This window comes from Parahaliea mediterranea (assembly GCF_003402235.1).
Classification (GTDB): Bacteria; Pseudomonadota; Gammaproteobacteria; order Pseudomonadales; family Halieaceae; genus Parahaliea; species Parahaliea mediterranea.
On sequence record NZ_QEWO01000003.1, the window covers coordinates 120,728 to 139,301 of the forward strand.

14 protein-coding genes are annotated in these 18,574 nt (G+C 65.8%); 7 read left to right on the forward strand and 7 right to left on the reverse strand.

Annotation, left to right across the window (positions count from 1 at the left end):
* Nucleotides 1-135 precede the first annotated feature (135 nt).
* The 4 genes from DDZ17_RS10005 to DDZ17_RS10020 all read right to left on the reverse strand — a co-directional run bounded on the left by DDZ17_RS10005 (nt 136) and on the right by DDZ17_RS10020 (nt 4,689).
* The gene (locus DDZ17_RS10005; protein WP_193940580.1) at nt 136-2,403 is read right to left on the reverse strand and encodes a heavy metal translocating P-type ATPase; all 2,268 of its coding nucleotides are present in this window, start codon (nt 2,401-2,403) and stop codon (nt 136-138) included.
* Nucleotides 2,404-2,503: 100 nt separating this feature from the next.
* Entirely contained in the window at nt 2,504-2,755 is a 252-nt protein-coding gene (locus DDZ17_RS10010) for a hypothetical protein (protein WP_193940584.1), read from the reverse strand.
* Nucleotides 2,752-2,961: a hypothetical protein gene (locus DDZ17_RS10015; protein WP_116366428.1), complete on the reverse strand. Its 210-nt coding sequence runs from the start codon at nt 2,959-2,961 to the stop codon at nt 2,752-2,754. Before DDZ17_RS10015 ends, DDZ17_RS10010 begins: the two co-directional genes overlap by 4 nt.
* 15 nt (nt 2,962-2,976) lie before the next feature.
* Entirely contained in the window at nt 2,977-4,689 is a 1,713-nt protein-coding gene (locus tag DDZ17_RS10020; protein ID WP_116366430.1) for an N-acyl-D-amino-acid deacylase family protein, read from the reverse strand.
* A gap of 223 nt (nt 4,690-4,912) precedes the next feature.
* On the opposite strand from DDZ17_RS10020, the gene DDZ17_RS10025 reads away from it, so the two are divergent.
* The 5 genes from DDZ17_RS10025 to DDZ17_RS10045 all read left to right on the forward strand — a co-directional run bounded on the left by DDZ17_RS10025 (nt 4,913) and on the right by DDZ17_RS10045 (nt 11,321).
* Entirely contained in the window at nt 4,913-5,998 is a 1,086-nt protein-coding gene (locus DDZ17_RS10025; RefSeq protein WP_116366432.1) for a GGDEF domain-containing protein, read from the forward strand.
* 79 nt (nt 5,999-6,077) lie between these two features.
* Complete coding sequence (locus tag DDZ17_RS10030) at nt 6,078-6,587, forward strand: SRPBCC family protein (RefSeq protein WP_116366434.1); 510 nt, start codon at nt 6,078-6,080, stop codon at nt 6,585-6,587.
* A gap of 42 nt (nt 6,588-6,629) precedes the next feature.
* Nucleotides 6,630-7,772, forward strand: coding sequence for a helix-turn-helix domain-containing protein (locus DDZ17_RS10035; protein WP_116366436.1), 1,143 nt, complete (start codon nt 6,630-6,632; stop codon nt 7,770-7,772).
* 136 nt (nt 7,773-7,908) lie between these two features.
* Nucleotides 7,909-8,742: a Coq4 family protein gene (locus DDZ17_RS10040; RefSeq protein ID WP_116366438.1), complete on the forward strand. Its 834-nt coding sequence runs from the start codon at nt 7,909-7,911 to the stop codon at nt 8,740-8,742.
* 134 nt (nt 8,743-8,876) lie between these two features.
* Nucleotides 8,877-11,321: a TonB-dependent receptor gene (locus DDZ17_RS10045; RefSeq protein WP_206613515.1), complete on the forward strand. Its 2,445-nt coding sequence runs from the start codon at nt 8,877-8,879 to the stop codon at nt 11,319-11,321.
* A gap of 55 nt (nt 11,322-11,376) precedes the next feature.
* Here the strand turns inward: DDZ17_RS10045 and greA are convergent, their stop codons facing one another.
* The 3 genes from greA to carA are packed head-to-tail and all read right to left on the reverse strand — an operon-like array spanning nt 11,377 to nt 16,226.
* Nucleotides 11,377-11,853, reverse strand: a complete 477-nt coding sequence (greA, locus tag DDZ17_RS10050; RefSeq protein WP_116366440.1) for a transcription elongation factor GreA — start codon at nt 11,851-11,853, stop codon at nt 11,377-11,379.
* On the reverse strand, nt 11,850-15,080 hold the full coding sequence (carB, locus tag DDZ17_RS10055; protein WP_116366442.1) for a carbamoyl-phosphate synthase large subunit: 3,231 nt from the start codon (nt 15,078-15,080) through the stop codon (nt 11,850-11,852). Before carB ends, greA begins: the two co-directional genes overlap by 4 nt.
* Nucleotides 15,081-15,083: 3 nt before the next feature.
* Nucleotides 15,084-16,226, reverse strand: coding sequence for a glutamine-hydrolyzing carbamoyl-phosphate synthase small subunit (carA, locus tag DDZ17_RS10060; protein WP_116366444.1), 1,143 nt, complete (start codon nt 16,224-16,226; stop codon nt 15,084-15,086).
* A 306-nt stretch (nt 16,227-16,532) separates the two neighbouring features.
* Between carA and DDZ17_RS10065 the strand changes: the two genes are divergently transcribed.
* Complete coding sequence (locus DDZ17_RS10065; RefSeq protein WP_116366446.1) at nt 16,533-17,357, forward strand: SDR family NAD(P)-dependent oxidoreductase; 825 nt, start codon at nt 16,533-16,535, stop codon at nt 17,355-17,357.
* A gap of 10 nt (nt 17,358-17,367) precedes the next feature.
* The gene (locus DDZ17_RS10070; RefSeq protein ID WP_241505855.1) at nt 17,368-18,570 is read left to right on the forward strand and encodes an MFS transporter; all 1,203 of its coding nucleotides are present in this window, start codon (nt 17,368-17,370) and stop codon (nt 18,568-18,570) included.
* The last annotated feature ends 4 nt before the right edge of the window (nt 18,571-18,574 follow it).

Consider the following 18,574-nt stretch of genomic DNA (forward strand, 5'->3'; position numbering starts at 1 on the left):
CGCCTGTGGCTGGCATTCAATAACATATGAATACCTGTTCATGTGTTTGATGTCAACGCCGAAAGCGCCCTCCCCGCCGCCCGGCGCCCGTGGGCGCCAGCCGGCGCAGAGGGAAGGTACGCATCTGGGGGCCGTTTACGCGCGGAAGGACCGCAAGCGCAGCGCATTGCCGAGCACGAAGACCGATGAGAAGGCCATGGCCCCGGCGGCAAACACCGGCGACAGCTGGATACCCAGGGTCGGGTAGAGGGCCCCCGCCGCCACCGGAATCAGCGCCGTGTTGTAGGCAAAGGCCCAGAACAGGTTCTGCTGAATGTTGCGCAGGGTGGCCCGGGACAGGGCAATGGCCCTGGGAATGCCCCGCAGGCTGCCGGACATCAGCACCACATCCGCCGCTTCGATGGCGATGTCGGTGCCGGTGCCAATCGCCATGCCGACATCGGCCGCCGCCAGGGCCGGGGCGTCGTTGATGCCATCGCCCACAAAGGCGAGGCTGCCGTGCTCGGCCCGCAGCGATTCCAGCGCCGCCACCTTGCCCTCGGGCAGCACCTCGGCCACCACCACGTCGATGCCCAGGCGGCGGGCAACCGCCCGGGCGGTGCGCTGGTTGTCGCCGGTGATCATGGCCACTTCCAGCCCCAGTGCATGCAACTCGGCAATGGCCTGGGGCGTTTCGGCCTTGATCGGGTCGGCCACCGCGAGTATGGCGGCGAGCCTGCCGTCCAGGGCGGCATACAGTGGCGACTTGCCCTCGTCACCCAGCTGCGCGGCGGTTGCCGCAAAGGGGGCAACGTCAAGCCCCAGGCGCGCCATGTAGCGGTCGGCGCCGATATCAACGCGCACCCCGTCGGCCTCGGCATGCACCCCAAAGCCGGTGATCGAGTCAAAGCCGGTAACGGTTGGCAGGGTGAGCCCTTCGGCCTCAGCCGCCTCGACAATCGCGCGGGCGATGGGGTGCTCGGAGCGAGCCTCCACCGCCGCGACGGCCGCCAGCACCGGCTGGCGCGCAAAGCCCTCGGCCACCACCAGGTCGGTAAGGGAGGGCTTGCCCTCGGTCAGGGTGCCGGTTTTATCCACCGCCACCACCCGGGTGTCTTTCAGGGCCTGCAGGGCCTCGCCACGGCGAAACAGCACCCCCATTTCGGCACCGCGCCCGGTGCCCACCATGATGGAGGTGGGCGTGGCCAGCCCCATGGCGCAGGGGCAGGCAATGATGAGCACCGCCACCGCGTTGACCAGGGCAAAGGTCAGCGCCGGCGCCGGGCCGGTAACCAGCCAGACCACAAAGGTCACCAGCGCCGCGGTAATCACCGCCGGCACAAACCACAGGGTCACTTTGTCCACCAGGGCCTGAATGGGCAGTTTCGAGCCCTGGGCCTGCTCCACCATGCGAATGATCTGCGACAGCACGGTCTCGCCGCCCACGGCGGTGGCGCTTACCCGCAGGGCGCCCTGCTGGTTGACGGTGCCGCCCACCACCTCGCTGCCGGGGGTTTTCGCCACCGGCATCGGCTCGCCGGAGATCATCGATTCATCCACGTAGCTGTTGCCTTCCACCACCTCGCCATCCACGGGGATGCGCTCGCCGGGGCGCACCTCGACGGCATCGCCGGGGCGGACGGCGTCAATGGCCACCTCGACAGCCCGGCCATCGCGCCACACGCGGGCGGTTCTGGCCTGCAGGCCCACCAGCCGCTGGATGGCCTGCGAAGTGCGCCCCTTGGCCCGGGCCTCCAGAAAACGGCCGAGCAGCACCAGGGTCACAATGACCGCGGCGGCCTCGTAATAGACGTTGGCGGTGCCGGGCGGCAGCACGCCGGGCCAGAAGGTGGCCACCACGGAATAACCCCAGGCGGCCATGGTGCCCAGGGCAACCAGGGAGTTCATGTCTGGCGCGCCGCGCAGCAACAGCGGCACGCCGTGCCGGAAAAAGCGCAGGCCCGGCCCGAACAGCACCAGGCTGGTGAGCACAAACTGGAGGTACCAGCTCATCTGCCGGCCCAGCACGTCGCTGATGAACTGGTGCACGGCGGGGATGAAGTGCCCGCCCATTTCGATGGCGAAAACCGGCAGGGTGAGGGCTGCCGCCAGGGTCAGGTCCCGCTTGAGGGCGCGGTATTCGCCCTCCCTGCGCTCGGCGGCCGCCTCGGCCTGCGCCGCGCCCGCGTCTGGCAGCCGGGCGCTATAGCCGGCCCCGGCCACCGCCGCCACCAGTGCCTTGGCGGGGGCGCTGCCCTGCACGCTGGCCTGTTCGGTAGCGAGATTGACTGTGGCGCCGGCAACGCCGGGCACCGCCATAAGGGCGCGCTCCACCCGCCCGACACAGGACGCGCAGTTCATGCCTTCAATCAGCAGGGTGGTGGCCGCCGCGCCGGGGGCCTTGGCTGTCTGCTCGGAACTCATCATAGCCTCCTTGTTAAAGCATCAGATGATGATGTCCCGACACGATAAACCTTCCCGCAACAGGAAGGTCAAGCGCACAGGTGCGCAGCCGACGGCAGGGTCAGCCCCGGCCGGGGCCGGGGCCGGCAACCTCCCGCACCTGCAACACCGTCCAGGGCAGGCCCACCAGCTCCGCCGCGGTGGCCACCCGGGCCCGGACGAACACCGCCGGGGCGTCTTCTGCGGGCACCTGTACGGCCGCGGTGCCACCGTTGGGGTAGCGCAGCTCCACCAGCATGGCGGCCTCGGCGTCGTGAGTGGGAGTTAGGCGCACGGCGCTGATCACCGCCACCTCGGCGCGGCCATCGCTCACGCGGCGGGCGGGCCGGTAAAGACGATGTCCGATGGCGTCATGCCGGCCGGGGCCGGGCGAAACACCAGGTAGAGGTTCCAGCTCTGCAGATCGGCAATGGCCTCCTCGACGGGGCGCTCGGGGAATACGCGCGCGGCAATGCGCTGCCAGTCGTCCCCTTCGCAGGGATAAACCCAGGGGCGCTGGGGGGTGATGGATGCACTCATGGTCTTGTCTCCCTGTCAGGCCGCCGACGGGCGGGCGCCGGATACTATTTTGCCGTAGCGCTTGCCGTCGCGGGCATCGGCGTAGCCAGCCTCGGCGCTGTAGGCCAGCTGGCCATTCACATAAACCTGCTCCACACCGCTGGCGCGGCGCAGGTAGCGGTAGCCGGCGCCGGGCAGGTCCTCCACGGCGATTTCCGGGCCGCGATCGATGGTATCCGGGTCAAACAGCACCAGGTCCGCCGCCAGGCCCGGGCGCAATTCGCCGCGGTCGGCAAGGCCCCAGTTGCGGGCAATCTGCCCGGTGAGTTTGTACACCGCCTGCTCCAGGCTCAGGGCGCCTGCCTCGCGCACAAAGCAGCTGAACAGATAGCCGGTGTCGCCGTAGGTGGCAAAGCGGGTGACATGGGCGCCGCCGTCGCCGGAGCCCACCTGCACCAGCGGGTCGCTGAGGGGGCCGGTGATGCGCGCCAGGTTGTTGTGGCCCACGGCCACGGCGCTGAAGCAGGTTTGCAGGTTTTCCTCCACCGCCAGATCCAGCATCAGCTCCACCGGGTCGCAGCCGCGCTCGGCGGCAATGTCCTTCAGGCTGCGGCCCTCAAGCGCCCGGTTGTGCGGCAGGTGGCAGCGGCGCACTATAAAATCAGGGAAATGCACCTCCATGGCGATGGGGTGCATGGCGTTGTAGGCCTCGTCCACCAGCTGTTTGCGAATGGCTGGGTTCTGGAAGTCCGCCAGGGTCTCATCCGCGCTCTTGAGGATGGTCGCCCACCAGGTGGGACGGGTGCTGAACACCGAGGTGGGCACGTCAAACTCGAAGGTCACGTCGATGGGGCGGGTCTGCATCTGCGGCACAATGCGCGCGCCGTAGGCGGTCTGCAACCGCACCCGCTCCAGTGCCCGCGGCACCAGCTCCGGGGTGGCGTTGGAATCGAACAGGGGCGAGAAGCTGACGGTAATGCCGTGACGCCGCGACAGCTCACCGAGAATGTCGATACGGGCGCACAGCAGGTCCGGGTCCCAGAATTCCGGCACCACCTGCATGATGGCCCCGTATTCGCCAAGCACCGCGCACAGGGCGTCCAGCTCTTCGGGCGCCGCCAGGCGGCAGGGCACCGGGCGGTGCTCGTGGTCGATGTCCACCCAACTGGTGGACAGGCCCAGCGCACCGGCCTGCAGGCACTCCCGCAGCAGATCCTGCATGCGGGCAACTTCCTCCCCAGTTGCCGAACGCTCGCGGGCAGCCTCGCCCATCACCCACAGGCGCAGCATGCTGTGGCCGGCCAGGGTCGCGACGTTGATGCCGAGGTTGTCGCGAAAGGCCGCCAGGTATTCCTCGAAGGTTTCCCAATTCCAGCGCATGCCGGCGTCGAAGGCGGCGGCGGGCATCTCCTCAATCTGGCGGAATACGGCGCCCACGAATGCCCGGTGCTCGGCCCGCACTGGCGCCATGGTCAGTGAGCAGTTGCCGTTGATGACGGTGGTCACCCCGTGCTCCAGCGAGGGCGTGGCCAGGCCGTCCCAGGTGATCTGGGCATCAAAATGGGTGTGGGGGTCGATAAAGCCCGGGGCCAGCACCTTGCCGCCAGCGTCTACCACCGTGCGCGCATCACCGTCGATGCGGGTGCCAATGGCGGCAATGCGGCCCTCGCTCACAGCCAGCGCACCGCGATAGGCGGCTGTGCCGCTGCCGTCGCAAATGCGCGCATTTCTTATTATCAAATCGTACATGGGAGCTCCTCCTTGTCCTTGGTGTCACTGTAGGCGCCAACGCGCTCGGTGGACATGGCAGATTGAGCAAAGGGCATGGAGAATGGGTGCGACTGTACCCCCCATCGCCACAGGCGGCGGGCTTGTCCCCGACGCCCGTCGCTGCGATGATCAATGCCAGCAACAATAAAAAAGGTGGACGCACCGGCCGGGACTGGCCGGGCGGGGCAACCCAGGGGATGGCATGGACCAGAGCAAGCTACCGCACAGCCCGGAACTCGACATGGAGCGCGTGCAAATCCTGTACGCCAATGTCCGCACCGGCTACATCGGCGTATCCGCCGCCATTGCGCTGCTGTTCTTCATTGCCAATACCTACGCCAGCCCCCTCGCCGCCCGCTACTGGCTGCTGGGCGTGGTGATCGCCAACCTGCCGCGCCTGTGGTTGTCACTGCGCTACGGGCAAAACAAGCGCGCCGGGCGTATCACCGAAGCCGACGCCCTGAAGTGGGACCGCTACATGGCCCTGGCCAGCGTCATTGCCTACGCCGGTTTTGTGGCGGTGATTTACCTGCCCTACGGCAACAATGCCGTGATCGGCACCCTGCTCTGCGCGTTTGTCTTCATGTTGCTGGCCACCGGCGGCGTGCTGGTGCTGAGTACCTCCTACGTGCAGGTGGTGGCCTTTTTGAGCCTGGTGATGTTCTCCATCATCGGCAAGTTCCTGCTGCTGCAGCAGCCCCTGTTCTACATTGCGGTGGCCATTCTCTGCTTTGGCTATGTCCAGCTGCTTATTCACACCCGCCGCCACACCCGGGTGCTGATTGAAAACATCGCCCTGAAAATCGAGAACCGGCAGTCGGCCCTGGTCGACCCCCTCACTCGGGTCGGCAACCGCCGCCGGCTGGCACTGCACACCGAAATGCTGTTCCCCGCCGCCCAGCGCAGCGGCGACCCCTTCTGTTTGATTCTGCTGGATATCGACTTTTTCAAGCGCTACAACGACACCCATGGCCACAGTGCCGGCGATGAACTACTGGTAAAAGTGGCCGAGGCCCTCGGCCAGTGTTCGCGCGGCCAGGACCTGATTGTGCGCTACGGCGGCGAGGAATTTATGGTGGTGCTGCCAAGGACCGCCCTGCAGGACGCCGAAGCCATTGCCCAGCGCATTCTGGCGCGGGTACGCGAGCAAACCCCGGTCACCGTCAGCGCCGGGGTTGCCGTGTACAACGGCGATGACAGTTTTGAAACCGTGGTAAAACGGGCCGACGAGGCCCTCTACCACGCCAAGGACAGCGGCCGCGACCGGTACCACCTGGCGCCGGCCTGACCCTGCGCCCCACAGCCCCTGTTGCCGCGCCGCCTGCCGGGCTAGTATGGCGCACTACCCATTGCGCGGGAGTCCCGACATGCACCCGACCGGCCTTTTTCTCAGCCTCTGGCTGCTGCTGTTCGCGCCACTGCTGCGGGCGGAGGTAGTGAGCGCCTCGGATACCCATTTTGTGCTGCAGCACAGCGCCCGCTCGACGCTGGATACCGCGGCCCTGTGGCAGCGGCTGATTCACCCGGCACGCTGGTGGAACCCGGCCCACAGCTATGCGGGCGATGCCAAGGCCCTGAGCCTTGAGGCACGCGCCGGTGGCCTGTGGCTGGAGCAGTGGCAAGGCGGCTCGGTGGCCCACGGCCGGGTGCTGATGGTGCGCGAGGGCACCCTGCTGCGCCTGGAGGCGCCCTTTGGCCCTCTGCAGGGCCTTGGTGCCTACACCGTGTGGACCATCACCCTTGAAGCCGATGGCGAGGGCAGCAAGGTCCACTTCCGGGAGGTGGCCCAGGCGCCCCCCGGCAGCGATATGGCCGCCATGGCCGCCGCGGTCGACCAGGTGAAAAGCGACGCCATCAGCCGGCTTGCCAAGCCCTGACCCCTACTGACAAGCCCTGACAGCAAACCCATCGGAAGCACCGTGACCGCCAGCCCCAACCACATACCGCAAACCCGGGCCGCCCTGATTTCGCTGGCCAATGCCCTGGTGGCGGCCCTGCAGTCTGACGACGCCGACACGGCCTTTCTGGAACAGACCCGGCAGTTTGTCGACCTGCTTGGCGACACCCTCACCCTGCCGGTGACCGCCATGCTCAACCTCGACCAGCTCGACCTGGATGAGCGCCACGAGCTGCTGGCGGACACCCTCGATGAACTGGGCCTGCCGCTGGAGGGGCTCAACTGGAACAACTACCCGGAACTGGCAATGCAGTTCCAGAGCCGGGCCTGGGCCCACTTCTACCACCGCTTTCTGCTGACCCACCAGGTTGTTACCAGTCACATTGAGCTGCTGCCGGCCCCTGCGCCGGACTTCCCGCGCCCCCTGCACACCCCGGCGGGGTCCTGGCTGCTGCTGTACGCCGCCAGCGGCGAGTGCCTGCTGCAAAGCGACAATAGCCAGCTGGTACTGGGCGCCCACAGCCCGGCCCTGCTGCTGGTGCCGCCCGATAGCCAGCTGTTGGTGCAGTGCGCCAATCGCGGGCGCGCCTGCAGCCTTTTCAACAGCGCCTTCTACCCGCCCCAGCACTGGCAGGCCCTGCTGCGCAGCGGCCTGGTGGAAGGCCGGTTGCAAGGCGAGGCAATCAGCGACGCCCGCGTTGCCGGCTACATCACCGAATCCTTCGGGCGCATTATCGATATCGCCCACTCCCAGTCGCGCCACAGCCAGGCCCTGCACCTCAACCTGCTGGAGCAGGTGCTGCTGCTGTGTGACGAGCAACGCCCCCAGCAACAGCGGGAAAGCCTGGACCGGCGGGTGGTCGCCGCCCGCGACTACCTGCTGGCCCACTACACCGAGAAGACCACGGTGGAGCAGGTGGCGGCCGCCGCCAATGCAGCACCCTCTACCCTGAACGCCCTGTTCAAAAGCCAGATGGGTGAAAACCTGATGCGCTGGCGCGACCAGCTGCGCATTCAAAAAGCCAGGGAATTGCTGCAGGGCAGCGACAAGGCCGTGAAGGTTATCGCCGCCGAGGTTGGCTACGACGACCCCATGTTTTTCTCGCGCCGCTTTAAGCAGCTCACTGGCTGGTCACCCACCCAGATCCGCGACGGTAAAAGTTGATAAACCAGCGGCTGCCGCGCAGCGCCGGCGCGCAATTGTGCAAGCCCTCCACCGCATCCTCCATTCCCCCGCCGCGGCCCCTACCCTCTAATACCGGACATAAAGATTAGAACCAGGCTACCGCGAGGATCTCGCCATGACCGACGTACCCGGCTATTCAGCCAACCAGCGGCTGCTGGACCCGCGCAAGCTGGGCACCAGCACCATGCTCAGCAGCACCTCCAAGTACCTGAACGACCCGCGCTTGCGCCACTGGGTAGCGGTGGAATCACTGCGCCGCAATGGGCCGGACATGGATCACTACGGCGGCCCGCTGGAAATTATCGATATCTTCCGCGGCCTCGACGACATTGACGAGATCAACCGCCTGTTCGGTGAAGCGCGTAAAAAAGACGCCGACCTGAACGCCTGGTTTGAAGCCCGCTACCTGATTCCCCACGACATGCAGGCCCTGGCCGAATTGCCAGAAGGCACCCTGGGCAGGGAGTACCAGAAAATGCTGGCCGAACAGGGTTTGCAGGCGGACTTTCTACCCTTTGACAACACCGCCACCGACTACGATTACTTCATGCGCCGCCACAGCCAGACCCACGACATTGAGCATGTGGTGATCGGCTACCGCTACGATCCCCTCGGGGAGTTCGCCCTGATCGCCGCCCGCCAAACCAACATGCTGAAGGTACTGGGGCTAGAACTGATGGAACACATGTCAGTGGTGTCCAACCTGCTGCTGTCCACCGGTATCGCCCGCTTTGGCTGCCACTATCCGCAACTGCTGCCACCACTGTACAAAGCCCTCGGTGAAGGCCAGCGCATCGGCGAACAGATGACCACGGGCATTTTCATGCCGCGTTACGAGGAAATGTTCGACTGGACCGTTGACGCGGTGCGCGAAGAGCTGGGGATCCGGCACGGCCCCGACTTCCAGGACACCATGTGGTCACTGGGCGAGTACTTCGACGCCGCCTGAGCAACCGGGCCCTCACCGGCCCCCAACAACACCGCTCTACCAAGACCGCCCCGACAACGGCGCACTGGCCTTTGAGCCAAAGGCGCGCCCTGGGGCTTCGCTACGCCTGCAATAACGACAACGGGATAACCATCATGACCACGCTGCCTCAACACCCAATACGCTGCGCACTCACCGCGCTGGCTGCCCTCTCACTGGCCCAGACCCTGCCGGCCCAAGCCCTGCAGACCAATGCCCAGACTGACCCTGCCGCGAGCGAACCGAGCCAGGCTATCGGGCGCGGGGGCGCACTGGAGGAAATCGTGGTGACCGCCCAGCGCCGTGAAGAGAACCTCCAGTCAGTGCCGATTGCGGTCACCGCCCTTGGCGCAGAAGACATCCAGCAAATGCGCATCACCAACATTGAAGACCTGTCGGCCCTGGCGCCAAACCTGAACATCACCAACCAGGGCCAGCAGTCCACCCCCGCCATGGCCATTCGCGGCGTCACCTCGGGCACCTCCGACAATGCGGTGGACCCCAAGGTCGGGGTCTACGTTGACGGCATCTACGTCGGGCGCAGCGTCGGCGCCATTTTCGACCTGGCCGACATCGAGCGGGTGGAAGTGCTGCGCGGGCCCCAGGGCACACTGTTCGGGCGCAATGCCACCGCCGGCGCGCTGAGCATTGTGACCGCCGCCCCCACCGGGGAATTCGGCATCAGCGCCAATGCCTCGGTGGGCAACGACGACGCCCGCCGCGGCAAAATCACCCTCAACCTGCCCGAGTGGCATGGCCTGCGCACCAAGCTGAGCTACCTCTATGATGAAATCGGCGGCTACGCCGACAACCTCATTGGCGGGCAGCGCATTGACGTCAGCGCCCGCGCACCGGGTTTTGGCCGCCTGCGCTACGCCGACGAACTCGGCGGCAAAGAAGTCAACGCCTTCCACTTTGCCGCCCAGTACGATGTCACCGACCGCCTCACGGTGGACTACCGCTTCGACTACACCGACGCCGAAACCGTTGGCAACCCACAGCAGGTGGTGGCACCGCTGCCGGACCAGACCGGCCAGCTATGGGGCGCGGTGCTGGCCTTCCAGCCACTGACCGGCGGCATCACCAATATCGCCACCGACCAGCTCGGCGCCGTGGCCGCGGCCTCCAGCCTGGAGCGAGTGGAAACCCTGGGGCACAACCTGACCCTGACCTGGGACATCAACGACAGCACAACGCTCAAGAGCATCACCGGCTGGCGCGAACTGGAACAGGACCCGAACATCTACGACTTGGGCGCCACTGGCGGCGTGCGCTTTACCGAGGCCCAGTTCCTGGCGCTGCTCGGTGGCAACGTGCCCGGCATTCTGGACCCGGCAGTGCAGCCCGGCCCCAACGACAGCTTTTTCTCCCTGCTGACGGCCCGCTCCACAAGCCAGGAGCAGTTCACCCAGGAGCTGCAACTGCAGATTTCCAGCGACCAGTTTGACCTGGTCACCGGCCTGTTCTACTTCGAGGAGGAATCACCGGCGCGCAGCGTGCTGGGCATCTTCCAGCCGGTGGCAGGCGGCGTGGTGACCGCCAACCCCGTTCTCGACCCGCTGTTTGGCAGCGGCACCACCGTCACCACCGCCAATAACGATTCGGCAGCGGCCTATGCCCAACTCACCTGGCACCTGAGCGACAGCGTGGATTTGACCGGCGGCCTGCGCTATACCTCCGACAGGCGGGAAATCGACATCGACTCACTGGCCGGCGCCACCGGTGCCGTGCTGGGCCTTGGCAACTACAAGGTCGACTACGAGGAACTGACCTACACCGGCATCGCCACCTGGCGCCCCACCGCCGACATCACCACCTACGCCAAGGTGTCTACCGGCTATGTATCCGGCGGGCTGCTGAGCGGCATTCCCTTCGAGCCGGAGACCCTCATCTCCTACGAAATCGGCGTGAAGTCACAGCTGCTGGACAACCGCCTGCGCCTCAACCTGGCCGCCTTCTATAGCGACTACGAAGACCTGCAATTGCAGGCCTTCCTGAACGGCCGTCAATTCTTCGACAACGCCGGCGAGGCCACCATCCAGGGCGCCGAGGCGGAGGTTGAATGGTTGCCGCTGGAGGGCCTGGTGCTGTCGGCCTCGCTGGGCTACATCGACCACGAGTACGAGGAATACCTGCAGCGCACCGCCGACGGCGGCTTTGTGGACATTACCGACGACGTGGACCAGACCTTCGTCCCCAAAACCACCGGGCGCCTGTCCGCCCAGTACTATGCCCCGGCCTTCAGCAACGGGCTGCAGGTCTACGGCCGCGTGGACGGTGCCTACCAGGGCGACACCACCCTCACTGCCAACACCCTGCGCGATGCCGAGGGCAATGCAGTGCCACTGAATAAAGAGCGCTACCTGGACGGCTACTGGCGCGTGGGCGCGCGGCTGGGCCTGGCCGGCATCCGCCTTGGCGACAGCAACATCAGCGCCTCGCTGTTTGCCGAAAACCTGCTGGACGAGGAGTACTACCCCAACGAAACAACAGTGTTTTCACTGACCCGTATGTACGCCCGCGGGCGCACCTACGGCCTGGAATTCAGTATCGACCTGTAAACGCAAACGGGCGCCATAGGGCGCCCGTTTGCGTAGTCGGTTGCGCGCGGCAACCTCAGAGGTGATGCACCTGGTCGATCTCGTACTCCACATCGCCACCCGGGGCACGCACGATGACCACATCACCCTCTTCCTTGCCGATCAGGGCGCGGGCAATGGGTGAGCTGACGGAAATCAGGTTGTTCTTCACGTCGGCCTCGTCGTCGCCGACGATGCGGTAGGTCACGGTGGCGTCGGTTTCCAGGTTGATCAGGTCGATGGTGGTGCCAAAGATGACCTTGCCGGTTTTGGGAATGGTGGTGACATCAATGACCTGGGCACTGGCCAGCTTGCCTTCGATCTCCATGATGCGACCCTCGGCAAAGCTCTGCTGCTCGCGGGCGGCGTGGTACTCGGCATTTTCCTTCAGGTCGCCGTGCTCCCGCGCCTCGGCAATGGCCGCGGTGATGCGGGGGCGCTCAACCTTCTTCAGGCGCTCCAGTTCTGCGCGCAGCGCGGCTTCACCGGAAACCGTCATCGGCACGTTACTCATGCTGCGTTACTCCCAATACTGGCGTGCAAATCCTGCAGGCGGCGCACGCTCTTGTCGCTTTCCTGCTTGAGGGCCATGCACACCGCCTCGGCGGCGGCCAGGGTGGTGGTGTAGAACACCCGGTGCGCCTCGGCGCTGGCCCGAATGGGCGCAGAGTCGGTAATGGCGCGGCGACCCTCGGTGGTGTTGACGATGAAGTCGGCTTCGTCGTTCTTGATCATATCAAGGATGTGCGGGCGGCCTTCAAGTACCTTGTTTACGCGACGCACGGTCAGCCCGGCGGCCTCCAGGGCGTTGGCGGTGCCGCCAGTGGCGGCCAGGTCGAAGCCCAGTTCCACCAGGGCCTTGGCCACGCGCACGGCGCCGGGCTTGTCGACATCGCGCACGCTGATCAGGGCCGTGCCGGAGCGCGGCGGTGGGTCGCCGGCCGCCAGCTGCGCCTTGGCGAAGGCGCCGGCGAAGGTATCGCCTGTGCCCATCACCTCACCGGTGGAACGCATTTCCGGGCCCAGGATGGGATCCTGGCCGGGGAATTTGTTGAAGGGCATCACCGCTTCTTTCACCGAGAAGTAGGGCGGCACGATTTCGTCGGTGAAGCCCTGGTCCGCCAGGCTCTGGCCGGCCATGCAGCGCGCCGCCACCTTGGCCAGGGAGGTGCCGATGCACTTGGACACAAAGGGCACGGTGCGCGAGGCACGCGGGTTCACCTCGATCACGTAGATCTCGTCGTCCTGCCAGGCCAGCTGCACGTTCATCAGGCCGCGCACGCCGAGCTCCAGCGCCATCTGCCGCACCTGCTCGCGCATGGCATCCTGCACGTCAGCGGGCAGGCTGTAGGGCGGCAGGGAGCAGGCCGAATCGCCGGAGTGCACCCCGGCCTGTTCGATGTGCTGCATGATGGCGCCAATCACCACCTGTTCACCATCGGAGACCGCATCGATATCCACTTCCACCGCGGCGGACAGGAAGCTGTCCAGCAGCACCGGGGAGTCCTCAGAGACCTGCACTGCGTTGGTCATGTAGCGCAGCAGGTCTTCCTCGCGGTAGACGATCTCCATGGCCCGGCCGCCCAGCACGTAGGACGGACGCACCACCAGCGGGTAGCCGATGGTTTCGGCGGCGGCGACTGCCTCGTCCACGCTGCGCACGGTGGTGTTGGCGGGCTGGCGCAGCTCCAGCTTCTGGATCATGCGCTGAAAGCGCTCGCGGTCTTCGGCGCGGTCGATGGCGTCGGGGGTGGTGCCGATGATGGGCACGCCCTGGGCCTCCAGGGCCCGGGCCAGTTTCAGCGGGGTCTGGCCGCCAAACTGCACAATCACACCCTTGGGTTTTTCCAGGGCGACGATTTCCAACACGTCTTCCAGGGTCACCGGCTCGAAGTACAGGCGGTCGGAGGTGTCGTAGTCGGTGGACACAGTCTCCGGGTTACAGTTGACCATGATGGCCTCGTAACCGTCCTCGCGCATGGCCAGGGCCGCGTGCACACAGCAGTAGTCGAATTCAATGCCCTGGCCGATGCGGTTGGGGCCACCGCCCAGCACCAGGATTTTGTCGCGCTCGGTGGGGGCTGCCTCGCACTCCTGCTCGTAGGTGGAGTACATGTAGGCAGTGGCGGAGGCAAACTCCGCGGCGCAGGTATCAACCCGCTTGTACACCGGGCGAATGCCGAGGCTATGGCGGTGCTTGCGCACCTCGCCCTCGGTAACCGCCAGCAACACCGCCAGGCGGCTGTCGGCAAAGCCCTTGCGCTTGAGGCGGAACATGGCTCCCGAGTCGATATCCGCGAGGTTTACCGTCTTCAGGCTGTTCTCGGTATCGACGATGTCCTTGATCTGCACCAGGAACCAGGGGTCCACGCCGGAGTGGCCGTAGACTTCTTCCACGCTCATGCCGGCGCGGAAGGCGTCGCCGATGTACCAGATACGGTCCGGGCCCGGGTTGACCAGTTCGCCGATTAGCTCGTCGCGCAGGTCCGGGTTGTCCACGTCCATCTTGTGCTCAAAGCCGGCGGAACCCACTTCCAGGCCGCGCAGGGCCTTCTGCACCGACTCCTGGAAGGTGCGGCCGATGGCCATCACCTCACCCACCGACTTCATCTGGGTGGTCAGGCGCGGGTCGGCGGCGTTGAATTTCTCGAAGGCGAAGCGCGGGATCTTGGTGACCACGTAGTCGATGGCCGGCTCGAAGGACGCCGGGGTGGCACCGCCGGTAATGTCGTTCTGCAACTCGTCCAGGGTGTAGCCGATGGCCAGCTTGGCGGCCACCTTGGCGATGGGGAAGCCGGTGGCCTTGGAAGCCAGCGCCGAGGAGCGCGACACCCGCGGGTTCATCTCGATCACCACCAGGCGGCCGGTTTCGGGGCACTGGCCAAACTGCACATTGGAGCCGCCGGTTTCCACGCCGATTTCACGCAGCACCGCCAGCGAGGCGTTGCGCATGATCTGGTACTCCTTGTCGGTGAGGGTCTGGGCCGGGGCCACGGTGATGGAATCACCGGTGTGCACGCCCATGGCGTCGAAGTTCTCGATGGAGCAGACGATGATGCAGTTGTCGTTTTTGTCGCGCACCACCTCCATCTCGTACTCTTTCCAGCCAATCAGTGACTCGTCGATCAGCAGTTCCTTGGTGGGGGACAGATCCAGCCCGCGCAGGCAGATCTCCTCGAACTCGTCGCGGTTGTAGGCGATGCCGCCGCCGGAGCCGCCCATGGTAAAGGAGGGGCGGATGATGCAGGGGAAGCCGATGGAATCCAGCACCTGGAAGGCTTCTTCCAGGCTGTGGGCGGTGGAGGCGCGGGGCGTCTCCAGCCCGATGCGCTTCATGGCCTTGTCGAACAGCTGGCGGTCTTCCGCCATGTCGATGGCTTCCTTGGTGGCGCCGATCATCTCCACGCCGAATTTTTCCAGCACGCCGTGCTTGGCCAGATCCAGGGCGCAGTTGAGCGCGGTCTGGCCGCCCATGGTGGGCAGCAGGGCGTCGGGCTTTTCGGCCTCGATGATGTTGGCCACCGTCTGCCACTCAATGGGCTCGATGTAGGTGGCGTCCGCCATCGCCGGGTCGGTCATGATGGTGGCCGGGTTGGAGTTCACCAGGATGACCCGGTAACCCTCTTCCCGCAGGGCTTTACAGGCCTGGGCGCCTGAGTAGTCGAACTCGCAGGCCTGGCCGATAACGATGGGACCGGCGCCCAGGATCAGGATGCTTTGGATGTCGGTTCTCTTTGGCATGGGCTACTGCGTTCCTGCTCTGGCTTGAATCAGTTCAATGAAGTGGTCAAACAGCGGGGCGGCGTCGTGGGGCCCGGGGCTCGCCTCGGGATGGCCCTGGAAGCTGAAGGCCGCCTTGTCGGTGCGGTGAATGCCCTGCAGGGTGCCATCAAACAGGGACTTGTGAGTCACCCGCAGGTTGGCCGGCAGGTTCGCCTCGTCCACCGCAAAGCCGTGGTTCTGGCTGGTGATCAACACAGTGCCGTCATCCAGGTTCTGCACCGGGTGGTTGGCACCGTGGTGGCCGTGGCCCATCTTCATGGTTTTGGCGCCGCTGGCCAGGCCCAGTAACTGGTGGCCGAGGCAGATGCCAAACACCGGCACGTCGGTTTCCAGAATGTCCTGGATGGCGGCAATGGCGTAGTCGCAGGGCTCCGGGTCACCCGGGCCGTTGGACAGGAAGATACCATCGGGGTTCAGGGCCAGCACCTCGCTGGCGGGGGTCTGGGCCGGCACCACCGTCAGGCGGCAGCCGCGATCCACCAGCATGCGCAGGATGTTGCGCTTGACGCCGTAATCGTAGGCCACCACGTGGTAGGGCAAGTCGGCTTCGGCGGGCTGGCTGTGGCCTTCGCCCAGGGTCCAGCTGCCTTCGCTCCAGCGGTAGCTGTCCTTGACGCTCACCACTTTGGCCAGGTCCATGCCCTTGAGGCCGGCAAAACCCTGCGCCTGGGCCAGGGCCTGGGCTTCGTCGATGGCGTCACCGGCGATGATGCAGCCGTTCAGGGCGCCCTTCTCGCGCAGGATGCGGGTCAGGCTGCGGGTATCGATATCGGCGATGGCCACCACGTTGCGCCGCTTGAGGTAGGTGGAAAGATCCTCCTGGTTGCGGTAGTTGCTGGCCAGCAGCGGCAGGTCGCGGATCACCAGGCCCGAGGCCCAGACCTCGGCGGACTCCTCGTCCTCGGGGTTGGTACCGGTATTGCCGATATGCGGGTAGGTCAGGGTAATGATCTGGCGGGCGTAAGAAGGATCGGTGAGGATCTCCTGGTAGCCGCTCATCGCGGTGTTGAACACCACCTCACCAACGGCGCTGCCCTCAGCACCGATGGCCACACCTTTGAAAATACTGCCATCCTCAAGGGCTAACAGGGCCGGACTGGTCAAGGACACCTCCATCAGACTTCTGAGTGATTGTTACTCGAACCCCCGGCGCGCGGGCGCTCGAAAAAAAGCGAGATGGGGCAACCGCATCTCGCTTTTTGGCATACAATCAGCTCTGGTTATTCACGGGACTACACGGAACCCGGGGCCGACCGGGCGTGTGAAATCTGGCAGGCAATTTTAGGTGAAGCCGCCGGGAGTGTCCAGACGAAGTCCCGGCAGATGCCGTCCTCAGCCGGCAATTGGTGATATTACCAAGCCGGCGCGCGCGCACCACCGCACCCACATAACAATCAACAGGGGACAACCATGCCGTACACCACGGGAAAGATCGCCGCCGTCACCGGCGCCGGCTCCGGCATCGGCCGGGCGCTGGCCATGCAATTGCACAGCGAGGGCTGCGCCCTCTATCTCTCGGACGTCGACGAGGCGGGCCTGGCGGAAACCCGCGCCGCCCTCAGCGGCAGCGCCGCCGTGGATACCCGGCGGGTGGACGTGGCCGACAAGGCCGCGGTGGACGCCTGGGCCACGGCTATCGGCGAGCGCGAGGGGCGCATCGACATTGTGATCAACAATGCCGGGGTGGGCCTGTCGGACCGGGTGGACGAATGCCGCTACGAAGATGTGCAGTGGCTGATGGGCATCAACTTCTGGGGCGTGGTACACGGCACCATGGCCTTTTTGCCCCTGCTCGGGCAGAGCCCCCAGGGGCACCTGGTCAATATTTCCTCCATCTTCGGCATGATCGGCGTGCCCACCCAATCCGCCTACAACGCGGCCAAGTTCGCTGTGCGTGGCTACACCGAGGCCCTGCGCCAGGAAATGGAAGGCAGCCCGGTGCATGTGTGTTGCGTGCATCCCGGCGGCATCCGTACCAACATCGCCCGCCGCGCGCGCAGCGCCGCCTCCGACCTCAGCCCCGACGAGCGCGGCCAGGTGTTTGAACAGTTCGCCCGCACCAGCCCCGAGAGCGCCGCCGCACAGATCATTCGCGCAGTGGAGAAGCGCAAGAAGCGCCTGCTGATTGGCGGCGACGCCAAGTTCATTTCGATCATCAACCGCCTGTTCCCGGTGCGCTACCCCGCCCTGATGCCGGGTCTTGGCAAGGTTGGCAGCGCCCTGGACAAGGCCTGATGCCAACGCCGTGAGTACACTGGCCAGCAAACAGCTCGACCTGCGCCAGACCACCGTCCTGATTCTCGGCCTGATGGCCACGGGGATCGGCCAGTCGCTGGTGTTCGCCATTCTGGCGCCGCTGGGGCGCGAGGTGAACCTGGGGGAACTGCAGATCACCTCCATCATCGCCCTGTCCGCCCTGGTGTTTGCCCTGGCCTCCCCCTACTGGGGGCGCTTTTCGGATCGGGTGGGGCGCAAGCCGGTGATCATCACTGGCCTTGCGGGCTACACCGTGGGCACCCTGCTTTTTACCAGCGTGTTTTACGCCGGGCTCGCCGGGGCATTAAGCGGCCTGGCCCTGTACGCGGTGCTGCTGCTGGCCCGCTGCAGCCAGTCGATTGTGATGTCAGCCACCAATCCGGCCAGCACCGCCTACGCCGCCGACAACAGCGCGCCCGCCACCCGCACCCGCACCATGGCTCGCCTGGGCACCGCCAATAGCCTGGGCACCATTTTAGGCCCCGCGGTTTCCGGGGCCCTGGCCACCTTCGGCCTGCTGGCCCCGCTGTATTTTGCCGCCGGGCTATCGGCCCTGGCCGGCTTTGCGGTGTGGAAGCTGCTGCCACCCACCCCGAAAGAAGACCTGACCGCCCGCAGCCGCCGCCTGTCTCTGCGCTTCACCGACCCCCGGGTGCGCCACTACCTGCTGAGCGCCATTGGCCTGTTTGTCGGCTATTCCGGCATTCAGCAGACCCTGGGCTTTTTGCTGCAGGACAAGCTGGCGCTGAACGGCATCCAGACCGCACAGATGACCGGCGCGGCGCTGATGATCTCGGCGGTGTTCACCTTTGCCGCCCAGATGACGCTGATGCAGCACCTGAAACTCAGCGCCACCCAGTTCCTGCGCCTGGGGCTGGTGGCCCTGCTGTTTGGCGCCGGCATCATCGCCGCCTTCGACCGCTTTGCGGTGCTGGCAGTGGGCATGGCCTTTGTTGGCGTTGGGCTGGGTGTGTCCATGCCGGCGGTGGCCGCCGGTGCCTCGCTGGCGGTGAGTTCCGAGGAACAGGGCGCGGTGGCAGGGCTGGTGAGTGCCTGCCCCGCCATGGGGTTTGTGGCGGGGCCGATTGTGGCCGGTTTTCTATACCAGATTCACGGGCCGCTGGCGGCCCTGTTCAGTGCCTTTGTGTTTTTTGTGGTGCTGGTGCTGCTCACCCTGCACGAGCGGCGCTAGCGGC

What these genes read in the sequence shown, in the direction of transcription:
- DDZ17_RS10005 (WP_193940580.1), bottom strand. Translation starts at nt 2,403, where the DNA reads ATGAGTTCCGAGCAGACAGCCAAGGCCCCCGGCGCGGCGGCCACCACC.
- DDZ17_RS10015 (WP_116366428.1), bottom strand. Translation starts at nt 2,961, where the DNA reads ATGAGTGCATCCATCACCCCCCAGCGCCCCTGGGTTTATCCCTGCGAA.
- DDZ17_RS10020 (WP_116366430.1), bottom strand. Translation starts at nt 4,689, where the DNA reads ATGTACGATTTGATAATAAGAAATGCGCGCATTTGCGACGGCAGCGGC.
- DDZ17_RS10025 (WP_116366432.1), top strand. Translation starts at nt 4,913, where the DNA reads ATGGACCAGAGCAAGCTACCGCACAGCCCGGAACTCGACATGGAGCGC.
- DDZ17_RS10030 (WP_116366434.1), top strand. Translation starts at nt 6,078, where the DNA reads ATGCACCCGACCGGCCTTTTTCTCAGCCTCTGGCTGCTGCTGTTCGCG.
- DDZ17_RS10040 (WP_116366438.1), top strand. Translation starts at nt 7,909, where the DNA reads ATGACCGACGTACCCGGCTATTCAGCCAACCAGCGGCTGCTGGACCCG.
- DDZ17_RS10045 (WP_206613515.1), top strand. Translation starts at nt 8,877, where the DNA reads ATGACCACGCTGCCTCAACACCCAATACGCTGCGCACTCACCGCGCTG.
- greA (WP_116366440.1), bottom strand. Translation starts at nt 11,853, where the DNA reads ATGAGTAACGTGCCGATGACGGTTTCCGGTGAAGCCGCGCTGCGCGCA.
- carB (WP_116366442.1), bottom strand. Translation starts at nt 15,080, where the DNA reads ATGCCAAAGAGAACCGACATCCAAAGCATCCTGATCCTGGGCGCCGGT.
- DDZ17_RS10065 (WP_116366446.1), top strand. Translation starts at nt 16,533, where the DNA reads ATGCCGTACACCACGGGAAAGATCGCCGCCGTCACCGGCGCCGGCTCC.